This window comes from Pontibacter brevis (genome assembly GCF_054779655.1).
In genome coordinates, this window is the sequence record NZ_BAAGXV010000011.1 from 76497 (window position 1) to 96748 (window position 20252).

At 50.4% G+C, this 20252-nt stretch carries 16 protein-coding genes; 10 read left to right on the forward strand and 6 right to left on the reverse strand.

The genetic code is table 11. The features are described 5' to 3' along the window. Positions 1 to 375 precede the first annotated feature (375 nt). Positions 376 to 582, forward strand: coding sequence for a hypothetical protein (locus tag ACYVB1_RS02825; protein WP_460920314.1), 207 nt, complete (start codon positions 376 to 378; stop codon positions 580 to 582). A 303-nt stretch (positions 583 to 885) separates the two neighbouring features. On the opposite strand, the gene ACYVB1_RS02830 is transcribed toward ACYVB1_RS02825, so the two are convergent. Further along, positions 886 to 1935 (reverse strand): o-succinylbenzoate synthase, encoded by a 1050-nt coding sequence (locus tag ACYVB1_RS02830; protein ID WP_460920316.1) that lies wholly within the window; start codon positions 1933 to 1935, stop codon positions 886 to 888. A gap of 253 nt (positions 1936 to 2188) precedes the next feature. On the opposite strand from ACYVB1_RS02830, the gene egtB reads away from it, so the two are divergent. The 3 genes from egtB to ACYVB1_RS02845 all read left to right on the forward strand — a co-directional run bounded on the left by egtB (position 2189) and on the right by ACYVB1_RS02845 (position 5919). Continuing rightward, the gene (egtB, locus tag ACYVB1_RS02835) at positions 2189 to 3463 is read left to right on the forward strand and encodes an ergothioneine biosynthesis protein EgtB (protein WP_460920318.1); all 1275 of its coding nucleotides are present in this window, start codon (positions 2189 to 2191) and stop codon (positions 3461 to 3463) included. Between the two features lie 3 nt (positions 3464 to 3466). Then, positions 3467 to 4474, forward strand: coding sequence for an L-histidine N(alpha)-methyltransferase (gene egtD, locus ACYVB1_RS02840; protein WP_460920320.1), 1008 nt, complete (start codon positions 3467 to 3469; stop codon positions 4472 to 4474). A 338-nt stretch (positions 4475 to 4812) separates the two neighbouring features. After that, positions 4813 to 5919, forward strand: coding sequence for a pyridoxal phosphate-dependent aminotransferase (locus tag ACYVB1_RS02845; protein ID WP_460920322.1), 1107 nt, complete (start codon positions 4813 to 4815; stop codon positions 5917 to 5919). Between the two features lie 355 nt (positions 5920 to 6274). Here the strand turns inward: ACYVB1_RS02845 and ACYVB1_RS02850 are convergent, their stop codons facing one another. Next, on the reverse strand, positions 6275 to 7198 hold the full coding sequence (locus tag ACYVB1_RS02850; protein WP_460920325.1) for a zinc-dependent peptidase: 924 nt from the start codon (positions 7196 to 7198) through the stop codon (positions 6275 to 6277). 35 nt (positions 7199 to 7233) lie between these two features. Then, a complete protein-coding gene (locus ACYVB1_RS02855) occupies positions 7234 to 8229 on the reverse strand; it encodes an acyl transferase (protein ID WP_460920327.1) in 996 nt (331 codons plus the stop codon). A gap of 69 nt (positions 8230 to 8298) precedes the next feature. Here ACYVB1_RS02855 and ACYVB1_RS02860 point away from each other — a divergent pair, with 69 nt between their 5' ends. Next, positions 8299 to 8853, forward strand: a complete 555-nt coding sequence (locus ACYVB1_RS02860; protein ID WP_460920329.1) for a hypothetical protein — start codon at positions 8299 to 8301, stop codon at positions 8851 to 8853. 84 nt (positions 8854 to 8937) lie between these two features. Here ACYVB1_RS02860 and ACYVB1_RS02865 read toward each other — a convergent pair whose 3' ends face one another. After that, the gene (locus ACYVB1_RS02865) at positions 8938 to 11346 is read right to left on the reverse strand and encodes an alpha-ketoacid dehydrogenase subunit alpha/beta (RefSeq protein ID WP_460920331.1); all 2409 of its coding nucleotides are present in this window, start codon (positions 11344 to 11346) and stop codon (positions 8938 to 8940) included. A 188-nt stretch (positions 11347 to 11534) separates the two neighbouring features. Between ACYVB1_RS02865 and ACYVB1_RS02870 the strand changes: the two genes are divergently transcribed. The 3 genes from ACYVB1_RS02870 to ACYVB1_RS02880 all read left to right on the forward strand — a co-directional run bounded on the left by ACYVB1_RS02870 (position 11535) and on the right by ACYVB1_RS02880 (position 15684). Next, positions 11535 to 12299: a DUF1573 domain-containing protein gene (locus tag ACYVB1_RS02870; protein ID WP_460920333.1), complete on the forward strand. Its 765-nt coding sequence runs from the start codon at positions 11535 to 11537 to the stop codon at positions 12297 to 12299. A 252-nt stretch (positions 12300 to 12551) separates the two neighbouring features. After that, positions 12552 to 13664, forward strand: coding sequence for an alanine dehydrogenase (gene ald, locus ACYVB1_RS02875; protein WP_460920335.1), 1113 nt, complete (start codon positions 12552 to 12554; stop codon positions 13662 to 13664). Positions 13665 to 13812: 148 nt separating this feature from the next. Then, the gene (locus tag ACYVB1_RS02880) at positions 13813 to 15684 is read left to right on the forward strand and encodes an LTA synthase family protein (protein ID WP_460920337.1); all 1872 of its coding nucleotides are present in this window, start codon (positions 13813 to 13815) and stop codon (positions 15682 to 15684) included. 67 nt (positions 15685 to 15751) lie between these two features. Here the strand turns inward: ACYVB1_RS02880 and ACYVB1_RS02885 are convergent, their stop codons facing one another. Next, on the reverse strand, positions 15752 to 16201 hold the full coding sequence (locus ACYVB1_RS02885; protein WP_460920340.1) for a type I restriction enzyme HsdR N-terminal domain-containing protein: 450 nt from the start codon (positions 16199 to 16201) through the stop codon (positions 15752 to 15754). 92 nt (positions 16202 to 16293) lie between these two features. Between ACYVB1_RS02885 and ACYVB1_RS02890 the strand changes: the two genes are divergently transcribed. Together ACYVB1_RS02890 and ACYVB1_RS02895 are read left to right on the forward strand one after the other, a co-directional pair. Further along, positions 16294 to 17067 carry an AMP nucleosidase gene (locus ACYVB1_RS02890; protein WP_460920343.1) on the forward strand — a complete coding sequence of 258 codons (774 nt, stop codon included), beginning with the start codon at positions 16294 to 16296 and terminating at the stop codon, positions 17065 to 17067. Positions 17068 to 17077: 10 nt separating this feature from the next. Then, positions 17078 to 18739, forward strand: coding sequence for an amidohydrolase (locus ACYVB1_RS02895; RefSeq protein ID WP_460920345.1), 1662 nt, complete (start codon positions 17078 to 17080; stop codon positions 18737 to 18739). Positions 18740 to 18843: 104 nt separating this feature from the next. Here ACYVB1_RS02895 and ACYVB1_RS02900 read toward each other — a convergent pair whose 3' ends face one another. Then, a complete protein-coding gene (locus ACYVB1_RS02900) occupies positions 18844 to 20172 on the reverse strand; it encodes an MFS transporter (protein WP_460920348.1) in 1329 nt (442 codons plus the stop codon). Between the last annotated feature and the right edge of the window lie 80 nt (positions 20173 to 20252).

Genomic DNA, 20252 nt, shown 5'->3' on the forward strand with positions numbered 1-20252 from the left:
CAAAAATTTAGACAAACATATTTTTACTAGGCTGCGTTGACTCAGATAATGATGCGTTGGATGCGTACAAGAGGTTGAGAGAGGAAGGCTTTATTGAGGCAGTCAAAATGAATGGAATGTCTCTTCCAATAGAAGGCTCAAGTATGCCCTTGATTATCAAATTGACTCCTAAGGGCGAAAGGTATTTAGCAAACGTAAAGTAACGAACAAAAAGCCACTCCTCACCGGGTGGCTTTTTGGCTTTAAGGCCTTTATCCAAAACAAAAGATCGTGTTCTCCCACAAATCCAGACATTTCTTACAGAGTATCTAATATATATGCAACAAAATATATTTTAATAAGTATATATTAAAAAAACAGATAAACTACTAAGCAATGAAGAACCTCACCACATGCACAGTCGACAGAAGCGGGGAAGAAAGTTACCCCTTCGATGTGGACGACATTGATTACTTCGCCTTTCTCGAGAGGGAGTCGGGAGAAGATTCTGAGATAACGGTAGGTGTTGGTGGAAGAATGTTCCTCTTCAAGGGTAAGGCCGCAAGAGGTATACATAGTTTGGTCAGCAAATCAATAAGCTGAGCAATTCGAAAAAAGCCACTCTTCATTGGGTGGCTTTTTGTTTATATAAGCCATAGATACCCCAGCCTGGAGAGCACAGGCAGATACAATGAAACTGTAGGTAAGTTGGCGCTGAATAAGCTGTAGCCATGGCATGCACTGATTCTACACAATTGCATTCAGAATATTTACCAAAGCAGAAAAGCAAAAGCTTATCGCCTTCCTCCACACACTAATAGACGAGAGCCTTATACAGCATAAAAAGCTTTCTCTAACCCAGCGTGAGATTAGGCACTATTTGCTGGTGCAACCCCAACCAATATCTCATCTCCTATACCACAACTGCCCCTCCTCTATCTGCAACGCCGAGGGAATATTGTTGTGGTAGAGCTGGCCGGTGCCTAGCCCCTGTGGCATGGTGATGTCGTAGCTGGCAGTGAACTGGCTGATGGCATTCAAACCAATATTGGACTCCAGCGCCGAAGTCATCCACCAGCCGATGTTGCGCGCCTCCGCCATCTCAATCCATTCGGCGCTGGCTGCGAGGCCGCCCACCAATGTTGGTTTCAGGATGATGTACTGCGGTTTGATTTGCTCCAGCAGCTGCACTTTTGCCTCTGGCTGCTGCACGCCGATTAGTTCCTCGTCGAGGGCAATGGGCACTGGGGTGTAAGCGCAGAGTTGGGTCATGGCTTCATGCTGCCCCTGCCTGATGGGTTGCTCGATGGAGTGGAGGTCATAGCGGGCCAGCCGTTCTAGCTTCTTGTAGGCTTCCTGCGGTGAAAAGGCACCGTTGGCATCCACGCGCACCGTTAGCTCCTGCGCGGTGGCTACTTCCCGTATGCTTTGCAGAATCTCCAGCTCCTGCACAAAATCCAGGCCGCCTATTTTGAGTTTCAGGCAGCTGTAGCCTTCCTTCAGCTTCTTCTCTATCTGCTCCTGCATAAAGCGGCTGTCGCCCATCCAGATGAGGCCGTTGATAGGAATTCCGGCTTCTCCCCTGCTAAACGCATTATCATACAACTGGCGCTGGCCACCGTGCTGCAAATCAAGCAGGGCTGTTTCCAGGGCAAAGCGCAGGGCAGGCCACTCCTCTAGTTGCAGTTCCTCCGGCAAAGGCTTATCTGCCTGTAGCTGCACCTGCTGCCTGTTCACCAGTTGCACCACCTCCTGCACCTTCTGCTCCAGGTCCGGGCGGTCATCCATGCTCAAACCTGCCAGTGGGGCACACTCTCCCACTCCCGTAATTTCCGGTGCCTGCTCCTGCCAAAGGTTGACGAAGTAGACTTTATGCTCCGAAATGGCACCGCGCGAGGTACGGGCATCGAACTTAAACTGCAGGATGTGGGGCGTATAACTAAGGCTGAGAGACATATTCTGATGCTATTGTTTTTGTGGCAAGATAAACCATAAACGGCAATTCTGACGTAGATGAAGATTCCAGTACAAACATACAATGGCTACTCATTGCACTGTTCCGTTTATGTTTTTAACTGAACACCTGTAGCTGCTGCCGAACAATACATCGACGTTCACCTTAATCCGACGGATTTTTTATAACCGGCAGCCCTTACGCTTGTTCTAACCTGGAGCCCTGACAGGCACAGCCAACCAACAGAAAACAACTATGAATACCACTTTTACTGCCCCTGCCATACAGGAAACAATACAGCAATACCAGCTGATACGTACCCTCACGGAATCTATTTGCCAGCCGCTGGAGCCGGAAGACACCGTCGTACAGCCCATCGTGGATGTAAGCCCGCCTAAATGGCACATGGCGCACACCAGCTGGTTCTTCGAAACCTTTTTGCTGCAGCCGCAACTGCCGGGCTATAAGCTTTTCCATGAGCGGTACAGCTATCTCTTCAACTCCTATTACAACAGCGTGGGCAGCCGCGTGCAGCGCGACCAGCGCAGCACCCTCACACGTCCGCCGCTGCGTGACATTTACGCGTACCGCCAGCACGTGGATGAACACATGCAGCGGCTTTTTCAGCAGGTGGATGAGGAGAAATTAGCTGAACTGCTGCCCCTGTTACAGCTGGGCCTGCAGCACGAGCAGCAGCACCAGGAACTGCTCCTTACCGACATCAAGTACATTCTCAGCACAAACCCGCTGCTGCCAGCCTACAAGCCGCAGGCGCAGCAGCCTGAAAACACTGCATCCACCAAAGCTACTTTCCTGGAAATACCAGGCGGCACGTACACCATCGGTTTCCAGGGCGAGGGCTTCAGTTTTGACAACGAACTGGGCGTACACGAGGTACTGCTGGAGGACTTTCAAATCATGAACCGGCTCGTGACCAACGCTGAGTATATGGAGTTTATGCAGGATGGCGGGTATAAGGATTTCAGGCATTGGCTGGATGAAGGTTTCGCGCTGGTGAACACCCAGCACCTGGAGGCACCGCTGTATTGGGTGAAGCAGGAAAATGAATGGCACCGCTTTACCATGCACGGGCTGGAAAAGGTGAACCCTAACGACCCGGTGTGCCACCTGAGCTTTTACGAGGCAGATGCTTATGCCAATTGGGCCGGCAAACGCCTGCTCACAGAGTTTGAATGGGAAGCTGCTTCCCAGGTTTATCCTCCCACAGGAGGAAACTTTGTGGAGAGCGGGCGGCTGGAGCCTGTCGCAGCCGATCCTGCAGCCGAAGGATTGCAACAACTATACGGTGATGTGTGGGAATGGACGTACAGCGCCTATCATCCTTACCCGGGTTTTACGAAAGCGCCCGGTGCCATAGGTGAATACAACGGCAAGTTTATGCTGAACCAGATGGTGCTGCGCGGCGGTTCCTGTGCCACTTCCGAAAGCCACATCCGGACAACCTACCGCAATTTCTTTCACCCAGACAAGCGCTGGCAGTACAACGGCATCAGGCTCGCGCAGAAATAACAGATGAAACCGACTCCAACAGTAGTCCCCATGATAGATTTAAGCCGCAAAGAGGACGGCACCAGCAGTACAGAGACATTTGCAAAGGATGTAGCCGAGGGCCTCAGCCAGTATCCGAAGTCGCTGCCCTCGCGTTACTTTTACGATGCCGCGGGCAGCAAGCTTTTCCAGGATATTATGGCCTTGCCTGAGTACTACCTGACCCGCTGCGAGTTTAAGGTGCTAACGGATAACCGGCATGAAATGGCGCGGCAGTTCGCTGCAAGCGGGTATTTTCATTTAATTGACTTGGGAGCCGGTGATGCTCTGAAAACTAAAATCCTGCTGCGGGAGCTGAACCAGCAAAAAAGTGCTTTCGACTACGTGCCTGTGGACATATCCGGGACTGCCATGCGGCAGCTCACCGACAGCCTGCAACAGGAAATGCCTGCCGTGAACGTACAGGCCGTAGTGGGCGAATACTTTCCGGCGTTGGAATGGCTGCAGGAGAACAAGGCTGAACACAAGGTGGTGCTGTTCCTGGGCTCCAACATCGGCAACTTTAAGGCAGACGAAAGCATGCATTTTTTGCAGCGCATTTGCAGCAACCTTAGCAAAGGCGATAAACTGTTAATGGGCATTGATCTACGAAAAGACCCGGACACGATTCTAAGCGCTTATAACGACGCCTCCGGCGTAACAGCCGAGTTTAACCTGAATCTGCTGCGCCGTATTAACAGGGAGCTAGGCGGCGAGTTTGACGTAGAACAATTTCGCCACTACCCCATTTACAACCCGCACGAAGGAGTGATGCGCAGCTTCCTTGTCAGCAAAAAAGACCAGGACGTGTACATCCGTGCCACTGGCCAAACTTTTCACTTTGAAGCCTGGGAAGCTATTCACACTGAGAACTCGCACAAGTACTCCCTGCAGCAGGTGTCGGAGATGGGCAAAGCCTGTGGGTTCACCGTCGAAACTGTTTTCCAGGATGAGTCCTGCCGTTTTGCCGATGTGCTGTTTACGGTGGGTTAAGCGGTATAAGCCTTTGTAGCTGTAAAGTTTGTTTTATTGCACTCTGTTTCAAACGTGCTTAGGCACGGATGAAAAGGGACGATTTACATCATTCGCTGATTTTATATGAACCAGTTTCAGTCCCCGCGGGACGACCTGTTGCTAGCCTAATAGCCCACAAAAACCTTTAGCTCCAGCGGAGCGACCTGTTTAACAAAGCTACGGATCGCTCCGCTGGAGCTAAAGGGCATTAGAAATGATATCTATTATCGGGTCGCCCCGCTGGGACTCTTTACATGATGCGAGTGAATAAAACGTAAGCTTATTTTTTGAAGAACTGACAATCTACCCACCTATACATGGAACACATCTCCCTTGCTTCCGGCTCCAGCTACTTCCGTAGCCCGGGAACTGCCACTGCCGCTGCTATTTCTGCTTTACAGGCCGGCAAAACCTTTTATGGCCCAACCGAGGGAACACTGGAGCTGCGGCAGGCAATCTGCAATACCTACAAAAAAGACGGGCTTGACGTAAAGCCGGAGCAGGTACTGATTACGCCGGGTAGCAAGCAGGCGCTGTTCAACCTATTTAGCATCATACTGTGCCAGGGAGACGAAGTGGTAGTGCCAACACCGGCCTGGTTTGGCTTCCATGAGCTGATGAAGTACAGCAAAGGCATGCTGGTGCCCCTGCCTACACAGCTCTCCGAAGACTATGCCTTAACACCGGAAGCGCTCCGCAAGACCCTGAACAGCCGTAGCCGTATACTCTTACTAACCAACCCCGGCAACCCCACCGGCCGCATCTACACCAAGGAGGAACTGGAGGCGCTGCTGGAGGTGACAAATGAATTTCCGAACTTATATATCGTGTCTGATGAAATATATGACCGCGTTACTTACGATAGGCCTTTTACTTCTCTCCTTTCCTGCAAGGGGGCAAAAGAAGAAAGAACCTTCCTCATAAACGGCTTCTCTAAGTCCTTTGCTATGTCCGGCTGGCGCCTGGGCTATATGCTGGGGCCGGCAGACATCATTAAGAAGTGTATTGACTTCCAGGGAAGCACGCTGGCAGGCGTGAGTGTTTTTCTGCAGGATGCCGCACAGGCTACTATCGAAAAGCAGGATAGGGCGCTCCCTCCTATGCTGGAAGTGCTGGCGCAGAACCGGCAAATAATGCAGGAAGGGCTTGACGCGATATCCGAAGTAAAGTACTACACTCCTGATGGCGCCTACTACTTCTTCCCCGACTTCAGTTATTACCTCCACAAAAGCACATCCTCCGGTGAAACCATCACCACCTCCGTTGACCTCTGCCGCTACCTTCTCGAACATTATGCCCTCGAACTTAAACCCGGGGACTACTTTGGAGGCCCCAGCCACGCCCGTATGTCCTTCGCTATCGAAACGCCAAGGCTACAGGAGGCGATGCAGCGGCTGAAGCAGGGGCTACTCGACATTCGCTAATCGTTGTTCGTTGTCAGGTATACTTTATTAATGCGCATTGTGCGAAAGCATAACAATGAAGCACAGGTAAACAAGCACAGGTAAATCAGGACTCCTCTATGTTGTTCTTCATAAGCATGAGTTGTAGACAGTTCTGGGCAAAAGTCCCAGCGGGACGACCTGTTGATAGCCTGATGGCCTACAAAAGCCTTTAGCTCCAGAGGAGCGATCTGTAACTTTATATTAAACAGGTCGCTCCTCTGGAGCTAAAAAGCATTAGAATTATATCTATCAGCAGGTCGTCCCGCTGGACTTAAAAAAAGATGAACGTGGTATCTTCCCCACCATCGAATAACGAATAACCAACAACGAGAAACTAAGCCGCTGATTTCTTTAACCTGCAGCACTTCTTGTACTTTTCGCCGCTGCCGCAGGGGCAGGGCTCATTACGGCGGATACGCTTGCCATAAGGGTTCAGTAGCTGCTTAAAATTGATGCGGAAGCGACTTTTAATGTTCTTCTGATGGAAAATTTCTGTCAGTAGTTTGTACAGCTTCGGGTGCTTCTCAGCCAGCTGGTCTGGCTTCTCAAAGAAGTACTCCGTGACAACGGCAAAAAATTCTGCCTCGCTGGTAGCGCCATAGGTATCAATGTCCGAATCACCCTTCCTGATAGCCTGGATTTTCCGGTACATTAGCTCCTGCCAGGGCCTTACTAAATCCTCTGGGAGGTAGGCCTCTGGTGTGCCGTCTATCTCGCCATCCGCCTGGTCCAGCATGTGGGCGAACTCGTGGATGCCCACGTTCTTCCGGTCGGCCATGTCGTTGAACCCCCGCTCCAGGGCAGGTTTGGAAAGCGTGACATAATGGTCGTTCTGGAATGGATTTACGCGCCCCAGCACTTCCGATACCGCCTCGTTCTTTTCATTCTTATAACGTTTGATGCTTCCCGGAAACACCAGCACCTCCCCCAGGTTCTGGTACTCCCAATCCTTAAAGCCGAAAATAGGAATGATGGCACTGGCGCCGACCAGCACCTTCGTCAGATCGTCCACCACCACATCGATACCCGTAATCCGCTTCTCTGAAAGGAAGAGCTGCAGCATTTTCTCAAAGCGGCGCTTGTCTTCGTCGGTCTTGAGGGTATGGTAAAAGCCTACCCTGTCGGTCAGAATTTTACGCCACTCTGCCGGGAACTCCTGCGCCAGCACCTTTTTGCGCCTGCGGTTTTTACGGGTAGCCCATCTATAAAAAAGCAGGCACATGCCTGCTACCAGTACAATAAAAACAATATACCCCATGCCTCCCTTTAACGCGCGGCAGGCCGGAAAGATGCTCAGACAACAAGCAAATTACACCCTCTGATGTCGGAATTGTCGAAGCGGCCGAGCACTTCAAAGCTGCCATCCGCGTGGATCCGTCCAATGTCCTTGGTTTCGATAAAAGCGCAGGAATCGATATTGGCCAGGTCAATGACATTGATGCCGCCGGAACGGTGTCCGGGGTTGATATCAAAAGGATCGTTAAGGTCGCGGAGCAGAATGCGCATGGTGTAGCCGGGCCAGAAAATACCTTCTCCCTGGGAGTAACCCTGCGAAAGCAGTTCGGTCATGCCGTACTCAGAGTGAATGGCCTCCACGCCAAAGCCCTTCTTTAGCTGTGCATGCAACTCTTCCCGAATCATCTCGCGGCGGCGGCCTTTCATGCCTCCCGTTTCCATGATAATGACGCCGCTAAAGTCCTCCCCTCCCTTCAGCTCATCCGCCAAGTCCAGCAGGGCATAGGAGACTCCTATCAGCAGCACCTTTTTCCCCTGCTGCCTTGCCTGCCGCATGGCCTGCAACAGTTTATCGTGCTCGCGCAGATAAAAGCCTTCTTCCTGCTGTCCTGTTTGCTCTATAAAGTGATCGACCATGGCCACCAGTGAGGAGCCACCCTGCTCCAGGTAAGATGGAAGCAGGGCCAATATGACATAACTTTGCAGCGGCCCGTAGAACTTCTGAAAAGTATGCTCTGTTATGTGCTGGTAAAGCGCAAGGTCGGATACAAAGTGGCGGCTTCGGGTTTGCTGCGTTGTGCCACTGCTGTAAAAAACAGCCTCGGCTTCGAAGCCCCCTGTTTTAACCTCCTGGTCCTTGAAAAACGCTATCGGCAAAAACGGAATCTGCTCCAGTGTTTTTACATCGGCTATTTCTGTACCCAGGTGCTGGATATATGACTTATAAACAGCATTGTGTTGCGCCTGGTACCGGAACAACTCCAGCGCAGCAGCATTAAAGTCCGTAAGTTCCTGTTGGTGCAGTAGCCTGATATGATGTTTTTTAAAGTCCATTGAATACAACAAATCCTATATTTCCTGCGTTTTATTGAGTAAATTTAGCTTCATTTTCTGACATCCTGTATGAAATACTTCCTAAAGTATAGTGTAGCACTGCTGCTGCTGGTCTCGTTGGCTGGCTGTTGGCGCGAGGAGCCCAATTACCCGGACGAGCCGGCCATCACCTTTGATCGTGTAGACCAGTATACCTATACGAAGAACAGAATTACGTTTGACTCGCTTGTTGTAGTTGTGGATTTCCAGGATGGCGACGGCAACCTAGGGCTCCGAAGAACTCCTACGGGCAACTCCGATCCTGATTTTCAGCCACCTTTCGACCAGAGTTCGCCTTATTTCAACAACTTTTTTGCAAATCTACAAATCAAACGAGGGAATACTTATGTTCCTTATCCTTTTCCGGTAGCAAGCCTGAACCTGCACGGTCGCTTCCCGCGCCTTTCCAGTGATGACAAAGGCGAACCTCTGGAAGGAGAGATAAGGTACACGCTCACCAACTTCTCCAATGATGTGTTTGATCCAAGGGATACTGTACGCTTTGAAATATTTATATATGACAGAGCGCTGAACAAGAGCAATGTGGTTTATTCTGATGATGTCGTGCTGTTCCAGGGACAGTAAGACAACCGCAACAACCATAAAGAAAATCCCCGGTAGCCTGCGCTACCGGGGATTTTCTTTATGGTTAATTTTCTTTTTGGTTCTTTAATAGATTGCCGGATATGTTTCCGGGTCAGCTTCGTGCATCATATCATATACAGCATCGAACACATCCTCCACGTTTGGCTTAGAGAAGTAATCGCCGTCCGAAGAATACGGAGGGCGGTGCGCGTGTGCTGACAGGCACTGTGGCTTAGAGTCCAGCCAACGGTAAGCGCCCTGATCGTCCACTACCTGCTGCAGCATATAGCCGGTTGCACCACCAGGTACGTCCTCGTCTGTGAACAGTACCCGGTTTGTCTTCCGGATGGAATCTGTAATCATATGCTCGATGTCGAAAGGCAGCAGCGTCTGTACGTCTATTACCTCAGCCGAAATACCATATTCTTCCAACTGCTTGGCTGCCTCCATCACGACGCGGCACATGGAACCATAGGTAACGATGGTAATGTCGTTACCAGCTTTTAAAATCTCAGGCTTGCCAAGCGGCACTGTAAATTCCCCGATGTTGTTAGGTATGCGCTCTTTCAGGCGATAGCCGTTCAGGCATTCGATTACCAGCGCAGGTTCATCTGACTTCAGGAGGGTGTTATAGAAACCTGCTGCCTGTGTCATGTTCCGTGGCACCAGCACATGCATGCCCCGAAGACTGTTCAGCACCATGCCAATTGGTGAACCCGAATGCCAGATCCCCTCCAGGCGGTGGCCCCGCGTACGCACAATAACGGGCGCCTTCTGGCCGCCCTTGGTGCGATACTGTAAAGTTGCCAAATCATCTGACAGGATCTGGATAGCATACAGCAGGTAGTCGAGGTACTGGATTTCGGCAATAGGACGCAGGCCGCGAAGGGCAGCACCTATCCCCTGGCCAACAATCGTACACTCCCGGATCCCGGTATCTGTTACGCGTAACTCGCCATACTTCTCCTGCAAACCTGCAAAGGCTTGGTTTACGTCGCCTATATACCCTACATCTTCGCCAATAGCAAAAACACGCGGATCGCGGGCCAGCATGGCATCAAAGCATGCCTGCAGCACCTCACGGGCATCCACCACAGGTGAGTTTTCATCAAACTCTGGCTTTACCTCCTCTACCAGCAGTGCTGACTCTTCTGACTGGCTGAACAGGTAGGAGTTGTAGCGTTCTGCATTTTCTCCCATAGCCTGCTCCAGCCAACCTACTAATTCGCGTTTAGCCTGGCTGCGCTCGTCCCGCACAAAGCGGAGCGCTTTACGCACGGCCTTCACAGCATCGCTCCGGATAGGGGGAGCTATTTTGCGCAGTTCCCTGGCAATGGTAGCAATCTGTGTGGCATGATCGCTGGCAGCTGCCAGGTTATCCAGAAGCCTGAGGGCTTCATCATGGTCCTGCTTGATATCGCTGACAAAAGCGTTCCAGGCCTTGCCTCGGGCAGCACGCACCGCGTCTTTTGCCTCCGCTTCAATCTTATCCAGCTGCTCCGCAGTAGCGATGCCGTTCTCCAGCATCCACTCACGCATTTTTTTCAGGCAGTCATACTCCGCCTCCCACTCCAGGCGCTCTGTCGGCTTGTAACGCTCATGCGAGCCGGAAGTAGAATGCCCCTGTGGCTGCGTCATTTCCTCTACGTGCACCAGCACCGGCACGTGCTGCTCGCGGCACACACGCACAGCAGCCTCATACGTTTCGCAGAGGGCCATGTAGTCCCAACCTTTCACTTTAAAGATTTCGTACCCCTGCTCGTCCTCGCTGTTGCGCTGGAAACCGGCCAGAATCTCGGAAATGCTGCCTTTGGTGGTCTGGTACTCTGCCGGCACCGATATGCCGTAGCCATCATCCCAGACAGAAACCAGCATCGGCACCTGCAGCACGCCCGCCGCATTGATGGCCTCAAAGAAAGGGCCCTCAGAGGTAGAAGCGTTGCCAATGGTACCAAAAGCTACTTCATTCCCGTTCATGGAGAACTGCTTCAGGTGCTGCAGCTCCGGGTTCTGGCGGTATAGCTTAGAGGCATAAGCCAGCCCTACCAGGCGTGGCATCTGCCCGGCAGTTGGCGATATATCTGCACTGGAGTTTTTTATCTCCATCAGGTTTTTCCAATTTCCCTCATCATCCAGGGAGCGGGTACCAAAGTGCCCATTCATGGCCCGGCCTGCCGTAGAGGGGTCCGCCTCTGTATCGGTATGGGCATATAGTTGTGCAAAGTACTGCTGCAGCGTCAACTCACCTATCGCAAACATCAGGGTCTGGTCGCGGTAGTAGCCAGAACGGAAATCACCCGGCATAAAGAACTTCGCCAGCGCCAGTTGTGCCACCTCCTTCCCATCGCCGAAGATACCGAATTTGGCTTTCCCCATAAACACCTCCTTGCGTCCGGCGAGGCTCGCCTGCCGGCTCTCCCACCCGATGCGGTAGTCGTTCAGGATCTCTTCAGCTGTTAGTTTTTGAGTGATAGATGCTTCAGCAGTTTGCATGTTTTATCTTTAGACTAAAGGTGTGTTTTCTCATCAAAAGTACGGAAGAATCCCCTAAATTCAAATTCAGATATACTTGGCCAAGACAGGCACAGCAGGGGTTTTCCTGTTTTTGAAAAGAAATTCGTATATTTGTTTTGCTCTGAACATTACAGAACTTTATTTGCTTAAAATTTGCTCTTCAACTTATGAATAAAAAGCTTAACCTCTTAACCCTGCTTTATCTTATGTTTGCTGCCTCTGCAGCCATGGCACAAGGGAAGCTGAGTTTTGAGAAAGAAACCCATGATTTTGGCACCATTGCAGAGGGTACACAAGCTACTTACGAGTTTAGAGTAAAAAATGTGGGGGATCAGCCGGTAATTATCTCTAATGTTCAGCCCGCTTGTGGCTGCACCACGCCCACCTGGACAAAAGAGCCTCTTTTACCGGGGAAAACTGGCGTGATTACTGCAGTATACAACAGCACAGGCCGGCCGGGCCCGTTCCATAAAAGCATTACTGTTACCTCTACGGCTGAAGAGCCGACACAGGTTTTATACATAAAAGGCGGCGTTGGTCCAAAAGATTTGAAAACTGCATACTCGCAGGAACAAAAGCTAATGTCCCCGCGTTTGGCAGTTGGCAGCACGAACTACAACTTCGGCAAACTTGAAAAAAGACAAAAAGCAATTGCTAAGTTTCAAATTAAGAACACGGGTCGCCAGCCCCTTGTGATACAGGGAATAAAGGCTGCCTGCAACTGTGTTCAGTACCGTGTTTCGGCGTCAGCTTTAAAGCCAGGACAAACCGCACTTTTGGAACTAAGATACAGTGCCAATGTGTTAGAGGAGCAAAACGAAGTAGTAACAGTTCTTTCGAATGATATTATAGTGCCGGCCCTCAGGCTAACGTTGAAGGCAAATGTAATAGAGCGGCAGGCACCTCAAGATATGTTAAGGGAGGGCAAATAAGCCGATACCTTAGAGATAGTTTTTTTCATAGTTTTATTTTGTACTAATGGCAGTGATTTTATCGCTGCCTTTTTTCATTTAGGGGCTATACGCAGCACGCTTCTCCTTAGTTTTAATTTTGCCCCATACCTGTCCTCTGCGTCATTTTTCCCGTTAAAGCCCTATACAATGTAGTTAGACTGCGGATGTTTTATTTCAGGATACTTATGGTATCTTTGCGCAGCTTTTCAAAACCACTTTAAATAGAACCACATGATTATTGGTGTTCCAAAGGAAATCAAGAATAACGAAAACCGTGTAGGGGTAACGCCTGCCGGTGTGATTGAGCTGGTGCGCAATGGCCACACTGTGTACGTACAGTCTACTGCCGGCGATGGCAGCGGGTTTGGCGATGACGATTATATTAGAGCTGGTGCTTCTATCCTTCCGAGCATTGAGGAGGTTTATGGCATCGCTGAGATGATCATAAAGGTAAAAGAGCCGATTGAGTTGGAGTATCCTTTGATTAAGGAAGACCAACTGCTGTTTACATATTTCCACTTTGCCTCATACGAACCGCTTACGCACGCCATGATAGAGCGCAAGGCGGTGTGCCTGGCTTACGAAACAGTAGAGAAAGCTGACAGAACCCTTCCGCTACTGATTCCAATGTCTGAAGTGGCAGGCCGTATGTCGATTCAGGAAGGTGCCAAGTACCTTGAGAAACCAATGCAGGGCCGTGGCATTCTGTTGGGTGGCGTACCGGGTGTGCGTCCGGCCAAAGTGATGATACTTGGAGGTGGTGTGGTAGGTACAAACGCTGCCAAGATGGCGGCTGGTATGGGTGCTGATGTGACCATACTGGACAACAACCTGCAGCGCCTGCGTTACCTTGATGATATCATGCCGGCGAACGTGAACACCTTCATGTCCAACGAGTATAACATCCGTGAGCTGTTGTCAACCCACGACCTGATTATCGGCGCGGTACTGATACCAGGCGCGAAAGCTCCTCACCTGATCACACGCGACATGCTGAAGCAGATGCGCCCGGGAACAGTGGTTGTAGACGTAGCAGTAGACCAGGGTGGCTGTATTGAAACCTGTAAGCCAACCACGCACGAGAACCCGACTTATATCATAGATGATGTAGTACACTACTGCGTGGCGAACATGCCAGGCGCTGTGCCTTATACTTCAACGCTGGCACTGACCAATGCGACTCTGCCGTATGCTATACAACTGGCGAACAAAGGCTGGAAGAAAGCCTGCGCCGACAATGCCGAATTGCTGAAAGGCCTGAATGTGGTACAAGGCAAGGTAGTTTACCAGGGCGTGGCAGAGGCATTCGGACTGGAGTTTGTTCCGGCTGAAAACGTGCTGTAACACCTTATAAATTGTAAATAAGAGCGCCTTTTTGACAATGTCAGAAAGGCGCTCTTATTTTGCACAGGATTTGTAAAGTAAGAGCCGGGGCAAGCTAACGTAAAACGGCCTTTTGCTCTTTTACTGCACCTTTACAGGCAACACATTCATGTTCAAAACTTCCTTTAAACTACTGCTGCGCCGCCTGAGCCTGATACTGGGGCTGTACATGCTGCTGCGTGTGGTTTTTTATTCTTTTAATTATAAAACTTTTGCGGAAGCAGGTACAGCAGAAACAGTGCTTGCTTTCCTGCACGGCCTGCGCTTTGATATAGCAGCCATCCTCATCACAAACAGCCTGTTCATTGTGCTTTCCCTGCTGCCATTTGGAAACACACTGCACCCGAAATACCAGCACCTGCTTAAATGGGTGTTTGTGTTTTCCAATGCTCCTTTTATTGCCCTGGCACTGGTAGACGTAGAGTTCTTCGGTTTTATTGGGAGGCGTTCCAGCAATGAACTTTTTACTATCACCCATGATATAGCCAACCAGACAGGACAACTGGTTACAAACTACTGGTACCTCGTTCTGTGCTTTCTGTTGCTGATACTGTGTCTTGCAAAGCTGTATCCTGCAGCACCTGCTACACCTGCTGTTACAGCCCCTGTATGGAAGCGTTCGCTGGGCCTGCTGCTGGCTGTCGCATTTGCCGTCTTAGGCATCCGGGGTGGCTGGCAACTGAAGCCACTGCGCCCGAGCCATGCTTTTGTACTGGATACTGCCTCCCTCGGCCATCTTACCCTCAACACCCCTTTTACCTTCATCAAAGGAATTGGACAGGCACAGCTGGAAGAGAAACATTACTTCAGAACAGAGGAGGAATTACTGGCAGTACTGCCTTTCGATCCTGCTCCCTATAAACAACCGGACGGAGAGCCCAGGCATGACAACATCGTTCTTATTATCTTAGAAAGCTTTGCCGCAGAATATGTAGGTGCTTTAAACAGCGGCCAGGGCTACACCCCCTTTCTCGACTCGCTGGCTACAAAGGGGGTGCTGTTTCAGAACGCTTTTGCAAATGGCCGCAAATCCATAGAGGCCTTGCCTTCTATTCTGGCAGGCATTCCATCCCTGATGCCCGAACCATTCATCACCTCTCCCTATCAGTCCAACAGATTCTACGGTTTGGGGCACATTCTGCAGCAGGAAGGCTATCGCACTGCCATGTTCCATGGGGCGGCCAACGGCACCATGGGCTTCAACGATTTTTCGCGTGCAGCAGGCATACAGGAATATTATGGTTTAGATGAATATCCTTCCGCTCTTCGGGCTGAGCATTTTGATGGGCAGTGGGGCATCTTTGATCTGCCGTACCTGCAGTATGTATCCAAAGAGCTTTCCACTTTTCAGCAGCCTTTTATGGCCACTATTTTTACCTTAAGCTCGCATCAGCCTTACACGGTACCTGAACAGTATAAGGGGCGCTTTCCGAAAGGAGAACTGGAGATACACGAATCCGTTGGCTACGCTGATTATGCCTTGCAGAAGTTTTTTGAGGCTGCCTCTAAAACATCCTGGTATCAGAACACTTTGTTTATCCTCACAGCCGACCACACCCAGAAAAGCATAGCGCCGGCATACCAGAACGAATTAGGACACTACCGTGTGCCCCTGCTCCTGTTCCACCCGTCAAAAGACTTGGGAAAAGTAGATACAACGCAAATCACGCAGCATACAGACATTGTGCCGACAGTAACAGACTACCTGAACATCCCAACAAATAAGCTACTGCCTTTTGGCCGCTCTGTACTCGACAGCACTGATACCGGCCGTGCCCTGTTCTACAATGGTAATGCCTGGTTTATGGTGCAGCAGGGCGAGGTAACTGAACTGACACAGGATGACCAGGTGCGGTTTTACACCCTCCCGGAGATGGCTCCCGCGCCCCCTTCCCCTACAGCGGAACAGTTGTTAAAGGCTTATATGCAGTACTTCAGGAATGGGATGATTGGGAACAGGCTGTACTTTTACAATAACTAAATTTCGAATGATTGAATAATTGACTAGGTCGGAGACTAAAATCATTCAGTTATTCAATCACGTTCTGTTATTCAAAATTGTAACCAGGTATCTCCTGCAGGGGCTGAAACTGCCTTGTCTCGAAATCTACCTGCCAGCAAAAATGCTGCAAGCCGTTGGTGATGGCCACAAACTGCGCCTGCAGTGTCTGGTTATACACTGAAACCTGCTTCACAACTTCCTGCGTAATGGGTACGTGCGTTGCTTTGCACTCTACCAGCAGATGTGGCTTCCCCTGCTGGTTGTATACACACAGGTCTGAGCGCTTCTGCAGCTTGTTGTAAGTGGTGCCCCGTTCAATGCTGATGAGACTTTTAGGGTAAGAAAGCGTATTGATAAGATAATGTACAAAATGCTGCCGCACCCATTCTTCGGGGGTAAGCACAACGTATTTTCGGCGTATGGCATCAAAGATCAGGTAATTAGCGCCAGATTTTGTAATTTTGTGTTCAAATGGTGGCAAATTCAAAGCATCCATGCCTGCAATTTAGCCATTTCTAATGCTCCGCCCCAGCAGTTAAGGCTGCCAAGGCGGATTTTTTATATCATATTACCAGTAAAATTAAGATCATGAAGACGAAAGAAGAAATAGTAAAGGACTGGCTACCCCGCTATACCGGCGTGCCTTTGGAAGAATTCGGTGAGTATATCCTGCTAACTAATTTTATCAACTACGTGCGTATGTTTGCCGACCGCTTCGGGGTAGAACTGAAGGGCCTGGACAAGCCGATGCAGTCGGCCACAGCCAATAACATTACCATCATCAACTTTGGTATGGGGAGTGCCATGGCAGCCACGGTGATGGATTTACTGTCTGCTATCAAACCGAAGGCAGCCCTGTTTTTAGGAAAGTGTGGTGGCCTGAAAAAGAAAACCCAGATAGGCGACCTCATCCTGCCTATCGCGGCTATCCGGGGCGAGGGTACCTCCGATGACTACCTTCCGTCAGAGATTCCTGCCCTGCCCTCGTTCCGCCTGCAGCGCTCTGTATCTTCCATGATAAAGAAGCACGAACTGGATTACTGGACCGGCACTGTGTACACCACCAACCGCCGCGTGTGGGAGCATGACGATGATTTTAAGGAATACCTGCGCCAGATACGGGCCATGGGCATTGACATGGAAACAGCCACTATCTTCACGGTTGGATTTGTGAACGAGATACCGCACGGCGCCCTGTTGCTGGTGTCTGACAACCCGATGATTCCGGAGGGTGTGAAGACATCTGAAAGTGACCAGCACGTTACGGTAAACTACGCTGAAAAGCACCTGAGCATCGGCATCGACTCGCTGCTGGAGCTGATCAACACAGGTGATTCTGTAAAACACATGCGCTTCGAATAATCAGAACCTAATGACCAATACCCTACGCACCCTTGCTGCCGCCCTGCTTTTGGGTGGCTCCCTTATCAGCAGTTGCACCAGCACAAAGCAAAACACGGAGCAGGCTGACCTGATTGTATACAACGGCACGGTCTATACCGTGAATGACAACTTTGAGAAGGCGGAAGCCTTCGCAGTGAAAGGCGGTAAAATTGTAGCCGTTGGTACTACTGCCGCGATACGGGAGGCTTATACTGCCACAGAAGAACTGGATGCAGACGGCAAAGCCATATACCCTGGCCTCATCGATGCACACTCCCACTTCTACCGCTATGGCCTCGGGCTGCAATCTGCAGATTTGGTAGGCACAGCATCGTTTGAAGAAGTGGTGCAGCAATTAGTGGCGCAGCGTGAGAAGTACCCGGACGCAGATTGGATTACGGGCCGTGGCTGGGACCAGAACGACTGGGCAGTAAAAGAATTCCCGACAAAAGACACGCTGGATCAGCTTTTCCCGAACACACCTGTCATCATCACCCGGGTAGATGGCCATGCTGCGCTGGCTAACCAAAAGGCGCTGGACCTGGCAGGCGTAACACCACAAACTAAAATGGTGGGTGGCCTGGTGGAAGTAAAAGACGGCCGCATGACCGGAATCCTGATTGACAATGCTGTGGACATGGTGACGGACAAAATACCAGAGGCGGACGAGGCAGACAAGCGGCAGGCACTGCAGAATGCGGAAGCTAATGTTTTTGCCGTGGGCCTCACTTCTGTGGACGATGCCGGACTGGACAAGTCTACCGTGGACCTGATTGACGACATGCAGCAGAAGGGTGAGTTGCAGATACGCGTATATGCCATGCTGAACCCGACCCAGGAAAACCAGGACCACTACTTCAGAAACGGCCCATATAAAACGGACAGGCTGAATGTGCGCTCATTTAAGATATACGCTGACGGTGCACTGGGTTCCAGAGGCGCGAACCTGCTGAAGCCTTACGCGGACAAGCACAACCACTATGGCTTTTTGCTGGCCTCTGAGCAGGAGTTCAGGGACATCGCAAAGCTTTTGAATGAGCACGGTTTTCAGATGAACTCCCACGCCATCGGTGATTCTGCTAACCGCCTGCTCCTCGACATTTACGGCAACGTGCTGGGCGGCCAAAACGACAAGCGCTGGCGCATAGAGCACTCGCAGATTGTGAATCCGGCTGACATGGATAAGTTTGGCCGGTACAGCATCATCCCATCTGTGCAGCCTACGCATGCCACCTCCGATATGTATTGGGCTGGTGACAGGCTGGGCAATGAGCGCATTAAACACGCTTATCCCTTCAAAGAACTGCTGCAGCAGAACGGTTACATTCCGTTAGGCAGCGATTTCCCGGTAGAGGACATCAACCCTTTCTATACTTTCCATGCTGCTGTGGCCCGCCAGGATGCAAAGAACTGGCCGGAAGGGGGGTTCCAGATGGAGAATGCCCTAAGCCGCGAAGAAGCCTTGCGGGGCATGACGATATGGGCAGCCCGATCTAACTTTGAGGAAAACGAGAAAGGAAGCATCGAGCCAGGCAAATTCGCTGATTTTATACTCGTAGACAAAGACCTGATGACCATTGCCCCCTCCGAAATGCGAGGTGTGCAAGTGCTCAGCACCTACGTGAACGGGAAGCAGGTCTATAAGAAGTAGTCCTTCTGAATTCCGCTTTTAAGATCAAGCGCATAAACAAAAAGTCCACCGCAGAAGCTTCTGCGGTGGACTTTTTGTTTAGAGCAAGTCTGGCACAGGTTGTATCAGGTACTGGCGACTTTTACATTTTCAGACTGTGTCTCCGGTGATCTTTTGCCACGGACCAGAAGCAGGAAGAGCAGTCCCAGCGCAAAGAAGGTGATAAGCGCCAGTACGCTGTTTCGCATAGAACCTGTGTAATAGGCAATCATACCGTAAGCCAGGGTGCCCAGTACAATAGAAATCTTCTCAGTCACATCATAGAAGCTAAAGAAGGCAGCATGGTCTATGGTGGTGGCAGGTATCAGTTTAGAGTAAGTGGAGCGCGAGAGCGACTGTATGCCGCCCATAACAGAACCTACCACGGCAGCAAGGGCATAGAACTGAAACTCTGTGTAGGTGAAGTAAGCTCCCACACAAATGCCTATCCAGATGCATACCGCTACGATGAGGGCCCTTATGTTACCGAACTTTTCAGATAGCCTTGAAAAAGCATAGGCGCCGGCTACAGCCAGCAACTGTATAATCAATATTGTAACTATCAGCACATCGCTTGCCAGCCGCAGCTCTACCTCTCCAAAAACAGCGGCAAGGTACATCACGGTTTGTACCCCCATGTTATAGAAAAAGTACGCGAGCAGGAAACGCTTCAGCAGTGGCAGGCCTTTCACCTGTTCCAGCACATGCTTCAGCTCTTTGAAGCCATTCAGAATCCAGCTTCCTTTCGGCTTACGTGCATACACATTGTTTGGCAGGTAATAAAAGGAATACTGCGCAAACACAAACCACCAGATGCCTGTCGTCAGGAAAGCAATGCGGGGCGGAAGTGAGGTGTTATCCTTTGCAATTCCAAACCACTCCGGCATCATGATCATGGCCAGGTTAAAGACCAGCAACAGCACACTGCCCACATACCCCATCGAAAACCCCTGGGCACTTAGCCTGTCGTATTGATCTTCGGTGGCAATTTCAGGAAGGTAGGCATTGTAAAATACAATACTGCCGCTAAAGCCAATAGTAGCCAGCACAAAAAGTATGACGGAGACAGTAAATGTCTCGCGGGTAAAGAAATACAGCCCCGCACAAGAGGCAGCACCCAGGTAGCAAAACAGCTGCATAAACAGCTTCTTCCTGCCGCTGTAATCGGCTATAGCGGTTAAGAAAGGGCTAAGAGCCGCAATTATCAGGAAAGCAGCTGAAATGGCATAGGAAAACAATACAGAACTCTCTAGTTCAAAGCCCCAAAAACGGACCAAGTCAGTGCCGTCCGGGTTACGGGCCATGGCGCTGTAGTAGATAGGAAAAATAGTGGAGATAATGACCAACGAGTAGACGGAGTTGGCCCAGTCGTAAAAGCTCCAGGCTCTTGTGACAGTAGGGTTGTTCTTTTCCATTCAGTTAAAGTAATAAAATTACCATTCACCAAACATATAACGGCACAGAAAAGAACAACCAATACTTCTTGCACTCAGGC